This is a genomic window from Micrococcus sp. 140720015-1, assembly GCF_053627595.1.
In genome coordinates this window covers 516525-534080 of record NZ_JBSEYC010000001.1, presented here as the reverse complement: position 1 = coordinate 534080, position 17556 = coordinate 516525, and the positions used below count along the sequence as shown (strand labels likewise).

Genomic DNA, 17556 nt, shown 5'->3' with positions numbered 1-17556 from the left:
GTGTCCCTGGGCGGACCGTGCGTCTGCGGGGCGGGGCAGGACCGTCATCGTCGTCTCCTTCGGTCCGGGTGGGGCGGGCGTGCTCTTGCACGCTACCCGAGACGGTGGCGCTCCCTGTGTTCTGCACCACGACGGGGGCCGCCGACGCCGCCGCGGACGGCCCGACGCCCAGGCGACGGGCAGGACGGCCTGCGCTAGCGTGTCGGCCATGTCTCGCTCCCACTCCGACGCCCTCGACGCGTCCGGCCCCGACTCCGGGGGCGCCGTCGTCGCGCCCCGCTGTCGCTTCGGCCTGCTGCCCCGCATCCTCCTCGCGATCGTGGCCGGCGTCCTCGTCGGCCTGGTCGCGCCGACCTGGCTCGTGCAGGCCTTCGCCACCTTCAACGGGCTGTTCTCGAACTTCCTGGGCTTCATCGTCCCGGTGCTGATCCTGGCGCTGGTCGCCCCCGCCATCGGCGACATCGGCCGGGGCGCGGGCAAGCTGCTGGCCCTGACCGGCGGCATCGCCTACGGCTCCACCCTGTTCGGCGGCTTCGGCGCCCTGCTGGTCTGCCTGCTCGTCTTCCCGCTGATTCTCACGCCCGGGTCCTTCGAGGCGATGGCCAACCCCGAGGACGCGCTGCTCGGCCCGCTGTTCGAGGTGCAGATGGACCCGCCCTTCGGCGTGATGACGGCCCTGCTGCTCGCGTTCGTGCTCGGCATCGGTCTGACGATGCTGCCGCGCGGCGCCCTGCACGAGGGCTTCGACCAGCTGCGATCGATCATCGAGCGGGTCGTCATGGGCCTGATCGTGCCGCTGCTGCCCGTCTACATCTTCGGCGTGTTCCTGAACATGACCGCCGCCGGCGAGGTCTTCAAGGTCATCACCACGTTCCTCGGCGTGATCCTGCTGGTCTTCGGCCTCACCGTGGTGCTGCTGCTCGTCCAGTACGTCGTCGCCGGCGCGATCGCGGGCCGCAACCCGTTCACGGCCCTGAAGACGATGCTGCCGGCCTACGCGACGGCCCTGGGCACCTCGTCCTCGGCGGCGACCATCCCGGTGACCCTGCGCCAGACCCTGCTGCTCGGCGTGCGCCGGCCGATCGCCTCGTTCGTCGTCCCGCTGTGCGCGACGATCCACCTGGCCGGCTCCACGGTGAAGATCGTCTCGTTCTCCATCGCGGTGCTGTTCCTCTCGGGCCAGTCGATCGACATCCCGGTGTTCGTGGGCTTCATCTTCATGCTGGGCGTCACCATGGTCGCGGCGCCCGGCGTGCCCGGCGGCGCGATCGTGGCGGCCTCGGGCCTGCTGTCCTCGATGCTCGGCTTCACCGAGCCGCAGGTCGCGCTCATGGTCGCCACGTACATCGCCATCGACTCCTTCGGCACCGCCACCAACGTGACCGGCGACGCCGCCATCGCGATGGTCGTCGACAGGATCGCCGGAGACCGTCTCATCGAGGACTCCGAGGACGAGGGCCTGGAGCACCGCGACGACGAGGAGGTCGCCACCGGCGCCGACGCCGGCTGACCCGCCCCGCACACACCACGGCCCCCTCCCTGTCCGCAGCGCAGGGAGGGGGCCGTCGTCGGGACGGGCGGTGTCAGCCGCGCAGGTCCCGCTCCGCCTCGGCGCGCACCGCGCGCCGCTGCCCCGGGGAGCGCACGACGACGTCGCTCATCTCCTCGAGCGTCTTGCCCTTGGTCTCGGGGACGAAGGCCGCCACGAAGGCCAGGGACAGCGCCGCCATGACCGCGTACAGACCGTAGGCGAGGGTCAGGCCGATGTCCGCCAACCACGGGAACGTGGTGGAGACGGTGAAGTTCGCCGCCCACTGCGCGGCGGCGGCCACGGCGAGCGCGCCGGCGCGGATGCGGTTCGGGAACATCTCGCCCAGCAGCACCCAGACCAGCGGACCCCAGGTGGCGCCGAAGAACACCACGAAGGCGTTCGCGGCCACCAGCGCCACCGTGGACCACGGCTGCGGCAGGGACACGGACTCGGCGCCGCCGGTCTGCGCGAAGGAGAAGGCCAGTGCCATCAGGCCGAGGCTGACCGTCATGCCCGCGGAGCCGGCGATCAGCATGGGGCGACGGCCGACGCGGTCCACCAGGGCGATCGCGATGAGGGTGACGGCGATGTTCGTCACCGAGGTGATCACGGTGACCGTGAGGGCGTCCGACTCCCCGAAGCCCACCGAACGCCACAGGGTGGTGGAGTAGTAGAAGATCACGTTGATGCCCACGGCCTGCTGGAAGACGGAGAGCAGGATGCCGATCCACACGATCGGCTGCAGGCCCGCCGACGGTCCGCGCAGGTCCGCCAGCGACTCGCGGCGCTCCGAGTCCAGCGAGCGCCGGATGTCCTCGATCATCAGGTTCACCCGGTCCACGCCGGTGAACTCGTGCAGGACCTCGGCCGCCTCGTCCGTGCGACCGCGGGCGACCAGGTAGCGCGGGGACTCCGGCAGCTTCAGGGCGAACAGGCCGTACAGCACCGCCGGGACGGCCTCGGCCAGGAACATCCAGCGCCAGGCATCGACGCCGAGCCAGAACGGCTGCGCCGCTCCCCCGGCCATCGTCGCGAAGAGCGCGTCCGTGAGCAGCGCGGCGAAGATGCCGAGGACGATCGCCAGCTGCTGGAGCGAGCCGAGGCGACCGCGCACATGGGCCGGGCTGACCTCCGCGATGTATGCCGGAGCGATCACGGATGCGGCGCCCACGCCCAGGCCGCCGACCATGCGCCAGACGATCAGGTCGACCACGCCGAACGCCAGGCCCGAGCCGATGGCGGAGACCAGGAACAGGATCGCGGCGATCACCATCACGGGCACGCGGCCGCGGCGGTTGGCGATCGGCCCGGCGAACCAGGCGCCGAGCGCGCAGCCGATCAGCGCCGAGGAGACGGCGAAGCCCGTGAGACCGGCGCCGAGGCCGAACTCCCCGGCGAGGGCGTCCACGGCGCCGTTGATGACGGAGGTGTCGAAGCCGAACAGGAAGCCGCCGAGCGCGGCGGCGACCGAGATGCCGACCACCTTGGCGTTGAGGCGAGACGTCGCGCCGCCGCCGGACCGGGTCGCTGTCATGGTGGGTCCTCTCTGGGTGGCGCCCGACGGCCCGCTGCGCGCCGGTGCGTCCGCACAGTGTGTTCTCCGCTCGGCGAGCGTGCAAGTCGCCCAGCCCTTCGCCCCGCCTCCCGGCGAGGCGGCGGGTGTCAGGGGGAACTGTGCCCGCTGTGCCCGCCGTGGTCGCCGCCACGGCCGTGGCCGGCGTGCAGGGCCAGCAGAGGGGCGGGCAGCACCACGAACGGCCGCATCATCGTGTGGTCCTCGTGGTCCAGGATGTGGCAGTGGTACATGTAGCTGCCGCTGACCTCCGCGAAGCACCCGGCCACCCGGACCCACTCGCCGGACCGGACCACCCAGGTGTCCTTCGGCCCGGCCGCGACGTCGTCGATCGGCCGGCCCGCAGCAGCAGGAGCAGGTGTCCCCTCGGTGCGTCCGATGGCGGGGTCGAAGCCGGCGATCCGGCCGTCCGCACCCCTCGGCAGCGCCAAGCGCTGGACCATCTGGAAGTGCGTGGCATGGATGTGCATCGGATGGTCGGGGCCGCCCAGGTGCACGATGTTCCACACCGCCCAGTCGCCCTCCGCGATGTGCGTGATCACGGCGTCGTCGAAGAGCTTGGCACCGGGGACGAACTCGTGGACCGTCCCATCCGGGGCGGTGACGCGGACCAGCTGCCCGACGGAGACGTCCTCGCCCTCGTGCGGCGGACGCAGCTCCCACATCCCCGGATGCAGGGCGCCGTCGAGGCCCGGAGGGGCCACGGCGATCCAGACCTCCTCACCGGTCTCCACCGGCTCGCCGCCGACCGTGAGCGTCCCGTCCGGGTCCAGCGCGTAGGCGTGGTCGTCGGTCCGGAGCATCTCCGGCAGGTCGAAGCGGTCCCGGCCCTTGCGCTGCCCCACGGTGAACTCCATGATGGAGGACTCGGCCTGGCCGCGGCCGGCGTGCACGGCGCAGCCGACCGTGTTGCGCAGCTCCAGCGTCCGCCCGGCCAGCTCACCGAAGTCCACGAGCACGTCCGCGCGCTCGCCCGGGCCGAGCGTGAGCAGTCCGTCCACCAGGTGGGCAGGGGCGTGGAGCAGGCCGGAGTCCGTGCCGATCACGTGCAGGGCCTCGCGGAGCAGGCCGGCCTCGAGGACGGCTGGGTCGTCCATGGGGCGGGGCACACCGTCCGCCGGCGGGCGCTGCTCGTCGGTGACGTCGTACAGCCCGAGGCGGTAGACGCGGGAGTTGGAGCCGTTGACCAGGCGCAGGCGGTGCCAGCGGGCGGGCACGTCCAGCGTCGGCCAGATCAGGCCGTTGACCGTGTTGTAGGGGCCGGTCACCGGGATCTCGCCGGCGTTGCCGGTGGCAACGTCTGTGAACCCGGCGTGCTTGTACAGCAGGCGGCCGGTGAACTCCGGGGCCGCCGGATCGGACTCGGCGGACTCGAGGTTGCGGTCCGCCAGCAGCATCACGAGCTCGCGGTCTCCGTCCGGCAGCCCCAGGGCCCGCTCGGCCTCGTCTCGGATCAGCCAGACCCCGGCCAGGCCCGCGTGGACGGTCCAGCGCGTGGCCGCCATCGCGTGGTCGTGGTACCACAGCGTGGCCGAGGGCTGGCGGTTCGGGTACCGGCAGCGGGCGGACTGGCCGGGCAGGTTCACGTTGTGCGCCCAGCCGTCCGAGTGGGCGGGGACAACGGCGCCGTGCAGGTGGGTGACCGTGGCGCCGGTGACGTCCGCGGCACCGGCGAGCGGCGGGTGGGCGTCCGTGCCGCCGCCGCGGTCCGTGGACCGGCCGCCCGGTGCCATCGCCTCCACGAAGTTCGCGTCGATGCCGCCGGCCGGGCGCTCGGCCAGCGGCTCGACGCGCACCACGTCGTAGGGCAGGTGCGCGGCATGGCCGCGGCGGTCCACCAGAGCGTTCCCCCAGTCGACGTCCACGACGGTGCCATGCTCCACCTCGATGGTCGGTCCGGGGAACGTGCCCTCGTAGGTCCAGGCGGTGGCGACGGGCAGGTCCGCATGGAACCGGACCTCCGCGACCTCCGCGCGCACCGTCAGCGTGGTGTCCTTCCCGGGGCGGCCGCCCGGTCCGCGACCCCGGCCCTGCCCGGCCCGCACCACGGGAGGCTGGGTCAGACGGTCTCGGAACTTCGCCAAGCCCAGTCCGGACGCCACGCCGGGACGCGGCCGGCCGGGCCACCCCGGGCGTCCGGGTTTCCCGGGCCGGCCGGTGGCGCCGGCCTCTGCCTCGCCTCCGGCACCGCCCAGCGGACGGATCTGCACCTGCGGATCGGCCGGGGCCACGGGCGCACGGCCGGTCTCGGCCAGGTCCTTGTAGGCCTGTGTGCCGAGGGCCGGGGCCTCCGGGGCCGTCGTCGGGGCTCCGGGTGCGGCCGGCGTCCTGGCGCCCTCGTGGCGCTGACCGTGATGCGGATGCTCTGCCTCGGTCATGGTCCCTCCACCACGGCTGCGTGGGCGCGGCGCCGTCGGCGTCCGCCTCCGATCCCGTGCACATTCCGTGGACGCGGCTCACTCTAGGAAGGGGCCGGCGGCGCGGGGAGTGCCGAGGGGAGATCGTCATCGGATCGCAACCTCCTGCGGGCCGCCGGGCCGGGAGGTCTGCCGCACAGGTGTGCGGCGGACGGCGCCTCGGGTCACGGCCCGGCGACGGGGCAGAATGAGGACCATGCTCGTCGTCCTGGGCCCCGCCCCCGCCTCCGCCGGCAGCCCCGGCACCTGGTGGGCCCTGGACGGGGACGACGCCGCTCCCCTGGGCTCCTGCCCCGCCGGGTCCGTGGCCGGGCTCGTGGCCGGTCTGCCCGCCCGCCTGGGCGTGGACCCGAGCACGGTCCGCTGGGTGCTCGCCGACGTCGGGACGGAGTACGCCGCCTGGCTGGCGGCGGGGGTGCGGGTGGATCGGTGCTGGGACGTGGCCCTCGTCCAGCGGATCCTGCGGCACGCGGCGACGGCGCCGGGCAGCGGGGTGCGTTACACGCCCGTGGCGCAGCTCGAGGTCGCCGACCCGACGGAGCCCGAGCGCCCCGCGCGGGTGCCCGCCGGTCAGGAGTCCTTCTTCGACCTGCCGGACGAGTCCGGCCCCGCCCCGGACGTCACCGTGCTCGCGGCCGAGCTGGCCGCGCAGCGGGCGGCCGTCGAGGACTCGGCCCACCCGCACCGGCTGCGGCTGCTCGCGGCGGCGGAGTCGCAGGGCGTACTCGTGGCCGCGGAGATCCGGGCGGCGGGTCTGCCGTGGGACCGGGGCGTGCACGAGGCACTCCTCGCCGAGCAGCTCGGCCCCCGGCCTGCACCGGGCGAGCGTCCCACCCGCCTGCAGGCCCTGGCCGAACGCATCGCCGAGGTCCTGGGCTCCCCCGGGCTGAGCCCCGACTCGCAGCCCAGCCTGCTGCGGGCGCTGCAGACGGCGGGCGTGGCCGTGGAGTCCACGCGGCAGTGGGACCTGAAGCACTGGATCGACGCCGGCGGCGCGGAACGCGAGGCGCGGGCCGCGCTGCTCGCGCCTCTGCTGGAGTACAAGGCCCTGGCCCGGCTGTGGACGGCCAACGGCTGGCACTGGCTGGACCAGTGGATCAGCGACGACGGCCGGTTCCACGCCGCCTACCTGGTCGGCGGCGTGGTGACCGGGCGGTGGGCCGCCCACGGCGGTGGGGCCATGCAGATCCCGGCCGGGGTGCGCGACGCCGTCCGCGCAGACCCCGGGTGGACGCTGACCGTGGCCGACGCCTCCCAGGTGGAGCCGCGCATCCTCGCCGCGATGGCCGCCGACGAGGCGCTGGCCCGTGCCGGGACCACGCCCGACCTGTACCGGGAGGTGGCGGAGCAGGGCCGGGCGGCCGGCACCGCGCTGGCCGACCGGGGGCGCGCGAAGATCGCCCTGCTGGGTGCGATGTACGGCTCGACGACGGGCGACTCCGCGGCGCTCATGCCGCACCTGCGCCGGCTCTACCCCCGGGCGATCGGCCTGCTCGAGCGGGCGGCCTCCGTCGGCGAGGGAGGCGGCCAGGTGTCCACGTGGCTGGGCCGCTGGTCCCCCGCGCCGGGGCGGAAGTGGCAGGAGTCCGTGTCCGACGTCGGCACCCAGGCCGCCGAGTCCGCGGCCCGGCGACGGCGGCGCTCCCAGGGCCGCTTCACCCGGAACTTCGTGGTGCAGGGCACCGCGGCCGAGTGGGCGCTGTGCTGGATGGGCGAGATCCGCCGTCGACTGCGCTCGGCCGGCATGCGCACGGAACTCGTGTTCTTCGTCCACGACGAGGTCGTCCTACACGGCCCGGCCACGGAGGCCGAGGCGGTGCGGACGGTCGTGGCGGAGTCCGCGAGCGCCGCCGGCCGCCTGCTGTTCGGTCCCGCCCCCGTGGACTTCCCGCTCACCGTCTCCAGCATGGGGTCGTACGCCGACGCGAAGTGAGCGACGGGGGGCAGGGCGTCGGTCGCGCTCACGGCCTCCATGCGCCGCACCGGGCCGAGGACCCTGGGACCTGGCACGATGCGGGACGAGGGCCGATCCTGGAGAGCGCCCGAGACACCCTTGTGAAGGAGACCGCATGCCCGTCGCCCCGCGTCCGTCCGACGGCGCCGCGTCCTCGGTCTTCACCCCGCACCAGCAGCGCATCCTCGCGGTGCTCCTCATCCCGATCTTCATGTCCCTGCTGGCCGTGTCCAGCATCAACGTGGCCCTGCCCGCCCTGCAGCGGGGCCTGGACGCCAGCGATGCGGAGCTGCAGTGGGCCATCTCCGGCTACACCCTCGTGTTCGGCATGGTGCTCGTGCCGGCGGGCCGGGCGGGTGACCTCTTCGGACGCCGCCGGCTGTTCATGGTGGGCCTCGGCGTGTTCGCGCTCGGTGCGCTCCTGTCCGGCCTGGCGCCCACGGGCGTCCTGCTCGTGCTCGCGCGCCTGGTCATGGGCGTGGGCGCGGGCCTGCTCAATCCGCAGGTCACCGGCTTCATCCAGGGCGAGTTCTCCGGCGCCGCCCGCGCCCGGGCGTTCGGGGCGCTCGGCGCCGTCGTCGGGGTGTCCGTGGCGGTGGGGCCGCTGCTCAGCGGCGGGCTCATCGCGTGGCTCGGCGGCGACCTCGGCTGGCGCGCGACCTTCCTGGTGAACGTGCCCATCGCCCTCGGCGCCCTGGTCGTGGCCCGCCACTGGCTGCCGCGCACCGTCCCCGAGCGGGCGCGGCGTCCGGACCTGGACCCGGTCGGCGTCGTCCTGCTGGCCGGTGCCCTCGTGGCCGTCATGCTCCCGTTCCTGGACCGTGGGCTCGGGCCGTGGCGGTTCGTGCTCGTGCCCGTCGGCATCGGCCTGGCCGCCCTGTGGGCGCGGTGGGAGGCCCGCTACGCCCGACGGGGCCGCGCCCCGATGGTGGACCTGCGCCTGTTCCAGACCCGCAGCTTCGCGTGCGGCGCCCTGCTGATCGCCATCTACTTCACCGGCTCGACCAGCATGTTCGTGGTGATCGCCATGTTCATGCAGAACGGGCTGGGCTACCCGGCGCTGCACGCCGCGCTCATCGGCCTGCCTTCGGCGGTCATGTCGAGCGTGATGGCCACCGTGGCCGGACGCGTGGTGCTGCGCACGGGCCGGAGGATCGTCGTCCTCGGCATCGCGCTGGCGCTGCTCGCCGTCGTGGGCTCCATCGGGGTGGCGTGGGCCAACCGGGAGTTCGGCCTGAGCCCGTGGTGGCTGCTGCTCACCCTCGCCATCGTGGGTGCCGGGCAGGGGCTGGTGGTCTCCCCCAACCAGACCCTCAGCCTGGCCGAAGTCCCACCGCGGCACTCCGGCACGGCCGGCGGCGTCCTGCAGACCGGCCAGCGCGTCGGCACGGCCGTCGGCACCGCCGTGATCGTGGGGGTGTTCCTGGGCGTCGCCTCCGGTGCCGACTGGGACGGGGCGTTCATGGCCGCCTTCGCGCTGGTGGCCGGGTGCATGGCCCTCGCGCTCCTCGTCGCACTCGCGGACCTGCGCGGGCCACGGACGGCGGCCCCCCGTGGCTGAACCCCGCCCCGGCGACGTGCGCGTCACCCCCGGCCCCGGCGCACCCCGCGGGCTGGTCATTCCCGCGGGCGAACTCGTCGAGCGCTTCTCCCACGCCTCCGGCCCGGGCGGTCAGGGCGTGAACACGGCGGACTCGCGGGTTCAGCTCAGCCTGGACCTGGCGGCCACCTCCGCCCTCGACGACGTCCAGCGCGCCCGCGTCCTCGCGCGGCTGGCGCCCCGGCTGGCCGGCACGGTGCTCACCGTCAGCGTGGCGGAGCACCGGGCCCAGCGGCGCAACCGGGTGGCCGCCCGCGAGCGGCTCGCGGCGTTGCTGCGCGAGGCCCTGGCCCCGCCGACGCCGCGGCGGGCCACGACGCCGACGCGCGGCTCCCGACGGCGCCGGCTGGAGGCCAAACGCCGTCGCTCCGAGGTGAAGCGCACGCGCCGCCGCCCCGGCCTCGACTGAGGACGCTCGCCCACAGGCGGCGGCTCAGCCCCGCCCGGTCACCCCACGGCCCGCGGCCGAGCGGTGGCTCCACGCGTCGCCACGCCGGGCGAGGTAGTCCTCTTCGGGCCAGCTGCTCACCCCGGACACGCGCATCCTCACCACCCGGCCGTCGTCGCCGAGGTCGAACGGGATGCGCTCCCCCGACGCGCCGAAGCCGTCCTCGTCCTCGGGCAGGAACGTGGTGGCGTCCAGCGCTCGCAGCTCGTGCATCCTGTCGCGGGGGCCGGGCGTGCCGGGGTCGATCAGCACGAGGCGCTCACCGGCGCGAACCACGTCCGTCTCACCCCACAGGGAGACGTAGCGGCCGGTCAGCCGGTCGAGGTCGTCGGTCGTGACACCGGCGGGCAGCGCCTGCCCGTCGGCGGCGTCCTGGGCGAGCAGGTCGACGAGCTCGACGAGGCCCACCGCGAGCGCGTCCGCCGGACCGTCCACGGCGTTGGTGAGCACGCTGACGGTCAGACCGGTCACCGGGTCCACCAGGGTCCGGGTGATCTGCCCGGGGAAGCCGCCGGAGTGGCCCACGAGCCGTCGTCCGCCCACGCTGATCCCGATCAGGCCGAGCCCGTAGGTGCCGGTCCCGGTCCCCCGCGGGAAGGAGGCCTCGGCCCGGTGCATCAGGCGCAGCGCGTGCTCGTCCAGCAGCTCACGCCGATCCAGTGCGAGAGCGGAGAAGAAGCGGCTGAGCTCCTCCGCCGTGGACACGAAGCCGGTGGCCGCGGCCAGCGCGCCGGTGGCGGTCGGTGCCACGCTCACCCGACGCCCACGGCCGTGGGCCCGGGTGTGGCCGACGACGGCCCGGCCCGCCGCGTCGTCGTCGATCTCGGAACGGGTGTCGGTGAGGCCGAGCGGGACGAGGATGTCCTCCGTGACGTGCTCGGCGTAGCCGCGGCCCGTGACTGCCTCGATGATCGCCCCGAGCAGGCCGTACCCGATGTTCGAATACTTGAACCGCTCCTGCGGGGCGTAGGTGGCGCCGTGCTCCCGGACGATCGCGCGCAGGGCGTCGGCGTCCGGGAAGGGGCCCTCGAGCTGCCAGTGGTCCGCGTCCACCCCGTCGCGGATGGCGCCGGAGGTGTGCGAGAGCAGCTCGCGGACGGTGACCCGGGCCAGCGGGGTGTCGGCACAGTCGGGCAGTCGCTCGGCCACGGTGTCGTCCAGGCGCAGACGACCGGCGGCGACCAGGCGCAGCACGGCGACGGCCGTGAAGGTCTTGGAATGGCTGGCCACGCGGAACAGGTGGCCGGTGGTGAGCTCCGCCCCGGTGTCCTCGTCGGCCACTCCGAACGCGGCGGAGAGCACCAGCTCGTCGCCGAGCCGGACGGCCACCTGGGCGCCGGGCGCGTGCTGCGTCTCCACCTGGGTGGCCAGCCACCGGGACAGGTACGGGGCCGCCTCCCGGAGGCGGTCGAGGGGCGGAGCGGGCGGCGGGGCGGGGGTGGGCTGGGTCACGAGAGACCACTGTACGATGCCGGCCGCCCAGGCTCAGGCGCGGGTGTTCTGCGATTCCGGGGCCAGGGGCGCGTGGGCGGGGTTGGAGAGGGAGAGCACGACGGCGGCCACGCGCGGGTGCTCGAGGAGGGCGTCCTCCACGCGCTGAAGCAGGACCGCGGCCTCGCTCTCCCGCTCATCCCCGGCCAGGTCCACGGCCCCGACGACGAAGAGCTTCTCCGGGCCGACGTACTCGAGGTGCAGGTAGCTCACGGAGAGCACCTCGGGCCGCTCCAGCAGCCAGCGCAGCACCCGGGTCCGGATCACCGGGTCGGCGACCTCGCCGACGAGGAACGCCATGTTCCGCGAGAGCAGGAAGATCGCGACGCCCCCGAGCAGCACGCCCACGAGGATCGAGCCGGCGGCGTCCCACCGGGGGTCCCCGGTGAGCTGGTGCAGGGCGAGGGCGCCCGCCGCGATGGCCAGGCCGATCAGGGCCGAGGCGTCCTCCACCCACACGGCGCGCAGGGTGGGGTCCGAGGTCTGGCGCAGGAACGTGGCATCGCTGATGTGCCGCCGCTCCGCGTCGCGGCGGACGCGCCGGTGCGCGTTCAGGAACGAGACGCCCTCGAGCACGAACGCGACGGCGAGCACGATGTACGCGATCGTGTACTCCGCCTCCTCCTCGGAGGCGGACCAGGCCGTGATCCCGTGCCAGACCGAGACCGCCGAGCCCACCGCGAACAGGCCGAAGGCCGCGACCATCGACCACACGTAGGCCGCCCGCCCGTAGCCCAGCGGGTGCCGCGCATCGGGGGCTCGGCCGGCCCGACGCTCCGCCAGGAGCAGGAAGACCTCATTGCCGGCGTCGGCCCAGGAGTGCGCGGCCTCCGCCACCATCGCGGCTGAGCCCGTGACCGCGCCCACGATCGACTTGACGACGGCGATCACCGTGTTCACGCCGAGGGCGATCAGGACGGTCAGCAGACTCTCGCCGCCGGTCTCGGCGGCGGGCGAGGCGGAGTGAGCGGGCGGGGCGACGGCGGGCGGGGTACGGGTCATCCTCCGAGTCTGCCCCTGCAGGCGGGTGCCGGACCAGGCTCGCCATGTCCGGGTCCGCCGGCCCATGAGCGCGGCATGGGGTCCACGCGGATCGGCGTCGCCGAGCCCGTGAGGTCTCCGCGTGCGCGGCCTAGCGTGGCACCATGACGGATTCTCCCCTGCACCTCGACCACCCCGACGCCCCCCGCATCATCGTGCTCGGCGCGACGGGCTACGCCGGATCCCTCGTCGTGGACGCCCTCGTGGCCCAGGGCGCACGGCCCGTGCTCGCGGGCCGGAACCGGGACTCGCTCCAGCACGCGGCGAAGCGGCACGACGGGCTGGAGGTCGCCGTCGCCGACGCCGGGGACCCCGCCTCGCTGAGGGCCCTGGTCACGGAGGGCGATGTGCTGGTCTCCACGGTCGGCCCCTTCGAACGCTACGGCCGGCCCGTCGCCCGCGCCGCCGCGGAGCGGGGCGCGCACTACGTGGACTCGACCGGTGAGGTCGGCTTCGTGAAGGACCTCAAGGCGGACCTGGACGCCACCGCCCGACGCACGGGCGCCACCCTGCTGCCTGCCCTCGGCTTCGACTACGCGCCGGGCATGCTGGCGGGCGGGCTCGCGCTGGCGGAGGCCGCCGGACGGGCACGGTCCCTGCAGATCGGCTACTTCGCCGACGGCGAGCTGGACCCGCGCGTCGACCTCAGCCACGGGACGCGGCAGACGATGGTGGACGCCCTCACCGAGCGGACGATCACGTGGCGCGGCGGGCGGCTGGCGACCACGGGCCTGGCCAGCCGATCGGCCGTCTTCGGGGTCGACGGGCAGGACCGCCGCGGCGTGCTGTTCGGCGGCACGGAGTCCCTGTTCCTGCCGCGGATGCAGCCCGGCCTGGATGAGGTCGAGGTCTTCAACGGCTGGTTCCCGGCCCGGCCCACGCAGATCGGCGCGGCCGCCCTCGGCGCGGTGGGGTGGCTCCCCGGCGTCGCCCGCGGCGTGCAGGCCCTGCTGCGGCCCCTGGCCGGGGACCCGGGTGGTCCCGACGCCGCGGACCGGGCCCGCACGGGCTCCCGGGTCGGGGCGATCGCGCGCGACGCGGCCGGCCGCGTCGTGGCGGACGTGCACCTGAGCGGCCCCAACGCCTACACGTTGACCGGGGACCTCATGGCCTGGGGCGCCCGGCAGCTCGCCGCAGGCCGGGCCCGCGAGGCCGGCGTCGTCAGCCCGATCCAGGCGTTCGGCCTCGACGACTTCGAGGCGGCCTGCGCCGCGGCCGGTCTGGTGCGGGCATGATCCCGACGGCTGAACCCGCCCGCGGCCCTCAGCGGGGACGGCGGCGGGGGCGGCTGATCCAGGCCAGATAGGCGCTGCCGCCGGTCAGGGCGGCGCCGCCGGCGGCCACAACCGGCCCGGCGAAGCGGCCCAGCCGGTCCTTGTACGCCACGAGCACGTTCGTGCCGCCGGTGATCATCGCGGCCACCACCATGGCGGCCACCACCCGGTCGCCCGTCCGCTCGAGGCGCGTCACGAGCGGCTCGAGTTCGCTCGCGCGGACGGTGACGTCGATCCCGCCGTCGTCGATGCGTTCCATCACCTTGCGGGCGTACTCGGGCAGGTCGATGCCGAGCTCGGCCGCCGCGATCGTGGCCCGGCCGATCCGGCCCGCCACCCGTCGGGGGTCGAGGTGCTCCCCCACGAGGCGCAGGGCGAAGGGGTCGAGCACGCGGGTGTAGTCGAAGCCGGGGTGCAGGCGGCGGCCGATGCCGTCCACGATGATCAGCATCCGCAGCAGCTGCACGAGCTCGGGCGGAAGAGAAAGCCGGTGGCGCCGCACGAGGGCGAAGATCTCCGAGACCAGCTGCGCCACGCGGATGTCCTCGAGCTCTCGCCCCTCGAGGCGGCCGACGATCCGGGCCACCTCCAGCCGGAGCCGACGGCGGTCCACCGGTCCGCGCGGCGGGGCGATGTCCAGCAGGGCCCGCACCAGCCCGTCGGTGTCCTGCCGGGCCAGCGCCATGGCCAGGCCCGCGAACCGGCGCCGGAGGGACGGGGAGATCCGCCCGACGGAGCCGAAGTCGATGAACCCGACGGTCCCGTCCGGCTCGATGAACAGGTTGCCCGCGTGCGGGTCCGCGTGGAACACGCCGTGCTCGAACACCATGGCCAGCAGCACGTCGGCGGCCCGGTACGCCAGCTCCTCCCGGTCGATGCCGGCGGCGTCGAGTCCGGCCAGATCGTCCACGCGCAGCCCGGAGAGCTCCTCCATGGTCAGCACGCGCGAGGTGGTCAGGTCCCACTCGATCCACGGGAACCGCACGCCCGGGGTGTCCCGGAAGCCGGCGGCGATCTCCTCGCAGGCCCGCGCCTCCACCACGTAGTCCAGCTCGGCGCGCAGGGACCGGTCGAACTCGTCCACCATGGTCGGCACGTCCAGGTCGGCGAAGGTCCGTGAGGCCCGCGACCACGTGGCCGCCAGCGTCCGCAGGATCTCCAGGTCCGCCTGGACCTGCTCCACCACACCGGGCTTGCGGATCTTCACGACGACGGCGCGCCCGTCATGCAGGCGCGCACGGTGGGCCTGACCGATGGAGGCGGTGGCCAGGGGCGCCCGGTCGAACCAGGCGAACAGGGTGTCGACGTCGGCGCCGAGGTCCTCCTCGACCGTCCGGGCGACGGCCTCGAAGGGCACCGCCGTCGTGCTGTCCGTGAGGCGGGCGAACGCCGCGCAGTAGGCCTCGGGGAACAGGTCCGGGCGCGCCGAGATCAGCTGCCCGAGCTTCACGAAGGTGACGCCCAGCTCCTCGAACGTGCGCACGAACAGCTCGGGGCGGGCCTCGGCGTCGATGCCCAGGTGCGGCTCCCCCTCCTCGAGGGGCAGCCACCGGGAGAGCCCGGCCTGCACGGCCGTGGCCCTGAGGCCGTTGCGGGCCATGACGTGGGCGATCTCGCGGTAGCGCTGCAGGTGGAGGGCCATGGCGCCCACGCTACCGACCGCGCGGAGGGGTGAGCCTCGCCGCTCAGTCGGCGTACCGCAGGGCGCCCGGCCGGACCCGGGCGTCGGCCCCGATCCGCACCCCGTCCGCGAGCGCGCCCGCCGCCCGCAGCTCCCGCAGCCGCGCCAGCACCCGGTCCCGCACGTCCCACGGGCTGATCGTGTTGACGTTGATCTTGGTGGCGCCCTCGAAGCCGGCGAGTGTGGAGACGCGCCACTTGAGCATCACGCGCCAGGGCATCGGGCACGCGACGCCGGGCGGGCGGGTGTGCCATTCCTCGTTGGAGGGGACCTCGGGCCCGGTGGCCGCGTGGGCGGTGTGCAGCAGGTCGGACATGGCGCGCAGCTCGGCCGCGGACTGCCGCCACGGCTGCCCCACCGGGCTCGTGGAGTAGACCTCGACCGTCGGATACCGGTGGCCGAAGCCGGCGAACATCACGGCGTGCTCGTGGGCGGCGATCACGAGGCCGTGCGCCACGGCCACGTCCAGCGCGGCGTGGTTGAACACCTGCGGGTCCTCGCGCAGCCGGTCCAGGGCGGCGGCGTTCTGCGCGCCGACCTCGTCGATGGCCACGAGCTGCTTGTGCAGGTGGTCGAAGGAGGCGCCGGCGGGTTTGAGCCAGTTCTGGAACACGGAGACGTACCGCACGGCGGGCGTGGTCGCGTAGAGGTCCCGCATCGCGTCGGCGGTCAGGGCCAGGAACGCGTGGTGCTCGTCCGGGGTGAGGGTGCCTGAGGAGGCCAGCTGGTGGTCGTCCACGGCGCCGTCGACGAAGTGGCGCCGGGCGATCACCACGTCGTGCGTGCCGCCGAAGAACCCGGCCGACGCCGCGATCAGCTCCGCCTCGGACATCGCCGCCGCCTCCTCGGCGGAGCGGCCGGAGGCGCGCAGCTTCGCGGTGGCGACGGCGCGCACGTGGGCGCGGCCGGCCTCGGCGGCCAGGTACTCGTCACGGCGGCGGCGCGCGTCCGGGGGGAGTTCGTAGCCGTGGTTGAGACGCCAGTAGTCGTAGCTGAGGATCTCGAAGAGGTTGGGGACCCGGCGGAAGGCCGGGATCGTCTCCCCGAGCCGCTCCGCGGCCGGGTGCCGCAGGATCTGCCAGGCCGGGGCGCCGTCGTCGGCCCTCGTGGACACGATGCGTGACTTCTCCGGCGGCGTCTCCAGCAGCCGGTGCTCGCAGAAGGCGCAGTGCCGGCCGTGCTGGGCGGGGTCGAGCGGCTGCGGGGCGGGCCGGACGAGGCCGAGCGGGCGGTGGCCGCGGCCGGGCACGGTCCAGACCTCGGTGCCGGTGAAGGGGTTGCGCTGCTTGACGGTGCCGTCCGGCAGTCGGGTGAGGGGCTCGCTCACAGACGGGTGCACGAGGCCAGGATACGAGGCGGTGCCGGCCCGGGCAGGCCGGCGCCGACGCGCCCGCCGGTCAGAACTCGAGCAGCACTTTGCCCTTGGCGTGGTGGGACTCGAGACGCTCGAACGCCTGCTCCCAGTCGGCCAGGGGGTAGCGGCTGTCCACGGTCACGGCCAGCTCGCCGGCGTCCACGAGCCGGACGAGCTCGGCCAGGCCCACCCCGTCCGGATGCATGAGGAAGAACTCGTAGGCCACCCCGGCCTTCTTCGCGGCCCGGCGCACCTTCGCACTGGCCACCCGGGAGACGACGGCGGCCAGGGGTCGACGCGACGGGCGCGCGGTCTCGCGAAGGCTACCGGGGCTCGGCGGGCCCGCGATGGTCACCAGCCGGCCGCCGGGCTCGATCGAGCCGAGCAGCTCGGCCATCTGATCACCGCCGATGAGGTCGAACACCTTGTCGAAGCGCTCGCCCCCCTCTGCGACGGTGCGGGCGCGATAGTCGATCACCGCGTCGGCGCCGGCCTCGCGGACGTACGGCTCACCCGCCGCGGAGGCGGTCACGGTCACGTGCGCGCCGCGCAGGTGTGCCAGGCGTGTGGCGATCAGCCCGACGCCGCCGGCGGCCCCGGTGATCAGCAGCCGCTCCCCGGGCTGCAGGTCCAGGTGCTCCGGGCCGAGCGCCTGCTGGGCGGTCAGGCCGGCGAGCGGCAGGCCGGCCGCGTCCGTCAGGGGCATGCGGGCGGGCGCGGCGGCCACCCAGTCCGCGCGCACCGCGGCCAGCTCGGCGAACGCCCCGTGGCCGGACGGGTCCACGCGGGTGATCACCGCGTCACCCGGGGCGAACGCGGTCACCCCGGCGCCCACGGCCTCGACGATGCCGCTGAGCTCGTTGCCGGCGACCGTGGGGAAGTCGTCGGGGGCGATGGCCTTGAAGTCGCCTTCGCGATGCATCGCGTCGACGGGGTTGAGGCCGACCGCGCGGGTGCGGATCAGCACCTCGCCGGCGGCGGCCGTGGGGGCGGGGACGTCGGTGAGGGCCATGGCCTCAGGGCCGCCGTAGGACTGGAGGACGAGTGCTCGCATGCCGCCGAGCCTAGGCGCGCCGACCCGGAGTGCCGAGCCCTGTTCGCCGTCGTCGATCACGCAGGTCGGGCTCGGCGACCTCCGGCGTGATCATCCCCACGGCCACCCGTGACGCGGGTACGCTGATCGCTGTTCCAC

Annotated in this window: 12 protein-coding genes; 5 read left to right on the top strand and 7 right to left on the bottom strand. The window is 74.6% G+C overall.

What is annotated here, in order from left to right:
• Positions 1-208: 208 nt before the first annotated feature.
• Positions 209-1510 (top strand): dicarboxylate/amino acid:cation symporter, encoded by a 1302-nt coding sequence (locus ACUXPL_RS02520; protein WP_454181699.1) that lies wholly within the window; start codon positions 209-211, stop codon positions 1508-1510.
• A gap of 73 nt (positions 1511-1583) precedes the next feature.
• Here the strand turns inward: ACUXPL_RS02520 and ACUXPL_RS02515 are convergent, their stop codons facing one another.
• Positions 1584-3065, bottom strand: coding sequence for a sugar porter family MFS transporter (locus ACUXPL_RS02515; protein ID WP_144825073.1), 1482 nt, complete (start codon positions 3063-3065; stop codon positions 1584-1586).
• Between the two features lie 128 nt (positions 3066-3193).
• Positions 3194-5482 carry a multicopper oxidase family protein gene (locus ACUXPL_RS02510; RefSeq protein WP_454181697.1) on the bottom strand — a complete coding sequence of 763 codons (2289 nt, stop codon included), beginning with the start codon at positions 5480-5482 and terminating at the stop codon, positions 3194-3196.
• 235 nt (positions 5483-5717) lie between these two features.
• On the opposite strand from ACUXPL_RS02510, the gene ACUXPL_RS02505 reads away from it, so the two are divergent.
• From ACUXPL_RS02505 to arfB, 3 genes are all read left to right on the top strand, one after another.
• The gene (locus ACUXPL_RS02505) at positions 5718-7454 is read left to right on the top strand and encodes a bifunctional 3'-5' exonuclease/DNA polymerase (protein ID WP_454181695.1); all 1737 of its coding nucleotides are present in this window, start codon (positions 5718-5720) and stop codon (positions 7452-7454) included.
• Positions 7455-7590: 136 nt separating this feature from the next.
• Positions 7591-9036, top strand: coding sequence for an MFS transporter (locus ACUXPL_RS02500; protein ID WP_454181693.1), 1446 nt, complete (start codon positions 7591-7593; stop codon positions 9034-9036).
• Complete coding sequence (arfB, locus tag ACUXPL_RS02495; protein ID WP_065573486.1) at positions 9029-9484, top strand: alternative ribosome rescue aminoacyl-tRNA hydrolase ArfB; 456 nt, start codon at positions 9029-9031, stop codon at positions 9482-9484. The genes ACUXPL_RS02500 and arfB overlap by 8 nt, the downstream gene beginning before the upstream one ends.
• Before the next feature lie 24 nt (positions 9485-9508).
• Here arfB and ACUXPL_RS02490 read toward each other — a convergent pair whose 3' ends face one another.
• Complete coding sequence (locus tag ACUXPL_RS02490) at positions 9509-10975, bottom strand: serine hydrolase (RefSeq protein ID WP_454181691.1); 1467 nt, start codon at positions 10973-10975, stop codon at positions 9509-9511.
• A gap of 33 nt (positions 10976-11008) precedes the next feature.
• Positions 11009-12016: a cation diffusion facilitator family transporter gene (locus ACUXPL_RS02485; RefSeq protein WP_454181689.1), complete on the bottom strand. Its 1008-nt coding sequence runs from the start codon at positions 12014-12016 to the stop codon at positions 11009-11011.
• A gap of 143 nt (positions 12017-12159) precedes the next feature.
• On the opposite strand from ACUXPL_RS02485, the gene ACUXPL_RS02480 reads away from it, so the two are divergent.
• On the top strand, positions 12160-13290 hold the full coding sequence (locus ACUXPL_RS02480) for a saccharopine dehydrogenase family protein (RefSeq protein ID WP_454181687.1): 1131 nt from the start codon (positions 12160-12162) through the stop codon (positions 13288-13290).
• A gap of 28 nt (positions 13291-13318) precedes the next feature.
• Here ACUXPL_RS02480 and ACUXPL_RS02475 read toward each other — a convergent pair whose 3' ends face one another.
• From ACUXPL_RS02475 to ACUXPL_RS02465, 3 genes are read right to left on the bottom strand one after another with little or no spacing between them, the layout of a single operon-like run.
• On the bottom strand, positions 13319-14971 hold the full coding sequence (locus ACUXPL_RS02475; RefSeq protein ID WP_454181684.1) for an ABC1 kinase family protein: 1653 nt from the start codon (positions 14969-14971) through the stop codon (positions 13319-13321).
• Positions 14972-15014: 43 nt separating this feature from the next.
• Positions 15015-16349 (bottom strand): DUF4921 family protein, encoded by a 1335-nt coding sequence (locus ACUXPL_RS02470; protein ID WP_454181682.1) that lies wholly within the window; start codon positions 16347-16349, stop codon positions 15015-15017.
• 58 nt (positions 16350-16407) lie between these two features.
• Positions 16408-17418 (bottom strand): NADP-dependent oxidoreductase, encoded by a 1011-nt coding sequence (locus ACUXPL_RS02465; protein WP_454181680.1) that lies wholly within the window; start codon positions 17416-17418, stop codon positions 16408-16410.
• Positions 17419-17556 lie beyond the last annotated feature (138 nt).

Excerpts from the sequence above, each read along its gene's own strand:
- ACUXPL_RS02505 (WP_454181695.1), top strand. The coding sequence starts at position 5,718 with ATGCTCGTCGTCCTGGGCCCCGCCCCCGCCTCCGCCGGCAGCCCCGGC.
- ACUXPL_RS02520 (WP_454181699.1), top strand. The coding sequence starts at position 209 with ATGTCTCGCTCCCACTCCGACGCCCTCGACGCGTCCGGCCCCGACTCC.
- ACUXPL_RS02500 (WP_454181693.1), top strand. The coding sequence starts at position 7,591 with ATGCCCGTCGCCCCGCGTCCGTCCGACGGCGCCGCGTCCTCGGTCTTC.
- ACUXPL_RS02510 (WP_454181697.1), bottom strand. The coding sequence starts at position 5,482 with ATGACCGAGGCAGAGCATCCGCATCACGGTCAGCGCCACGAGGGCGCC.
- ACUXPL_RS02515 (WP_144825073.1), bottom strand. The coding sequence starts at position 3,065 with ATGACAGCGACCCGGTCCGGCGGCGGCGCGACGTCTCGCCTCAACGCC.
- ACUXPL_RS02480 (WP_454181687.1), top strand. The coding sequence starts at position 12,160 with ATGACGGATTCTCCCCTGCACCTCGACCACCCCGACGCCCCCCGCATC.
- ACUXPL_RS02465 (WP_454181680.1), bottom strand. The coding sequence starts at position 17,418 with ATGCGAGCACTCGTCCTCCAGTCCTACGGCGGCCCTGAGGCCATGGCC.
- ACUXPL_RS02485 (WP_454181689.1), bottom strand. The coding sequence starts at position 12,016 with ATGACCCGTACCCCGCCCGCCGTCGCCCCGCCCGCTCACTCCGCCTCG.
- ACUXPL_RS02475 (WP_454181684.1), bottom strand. The coding sequence starts at position 14,971 with ATGGCCCTCCACCTGCAGCGCTACCGCGAGATCGCCCACGTCATGGCC.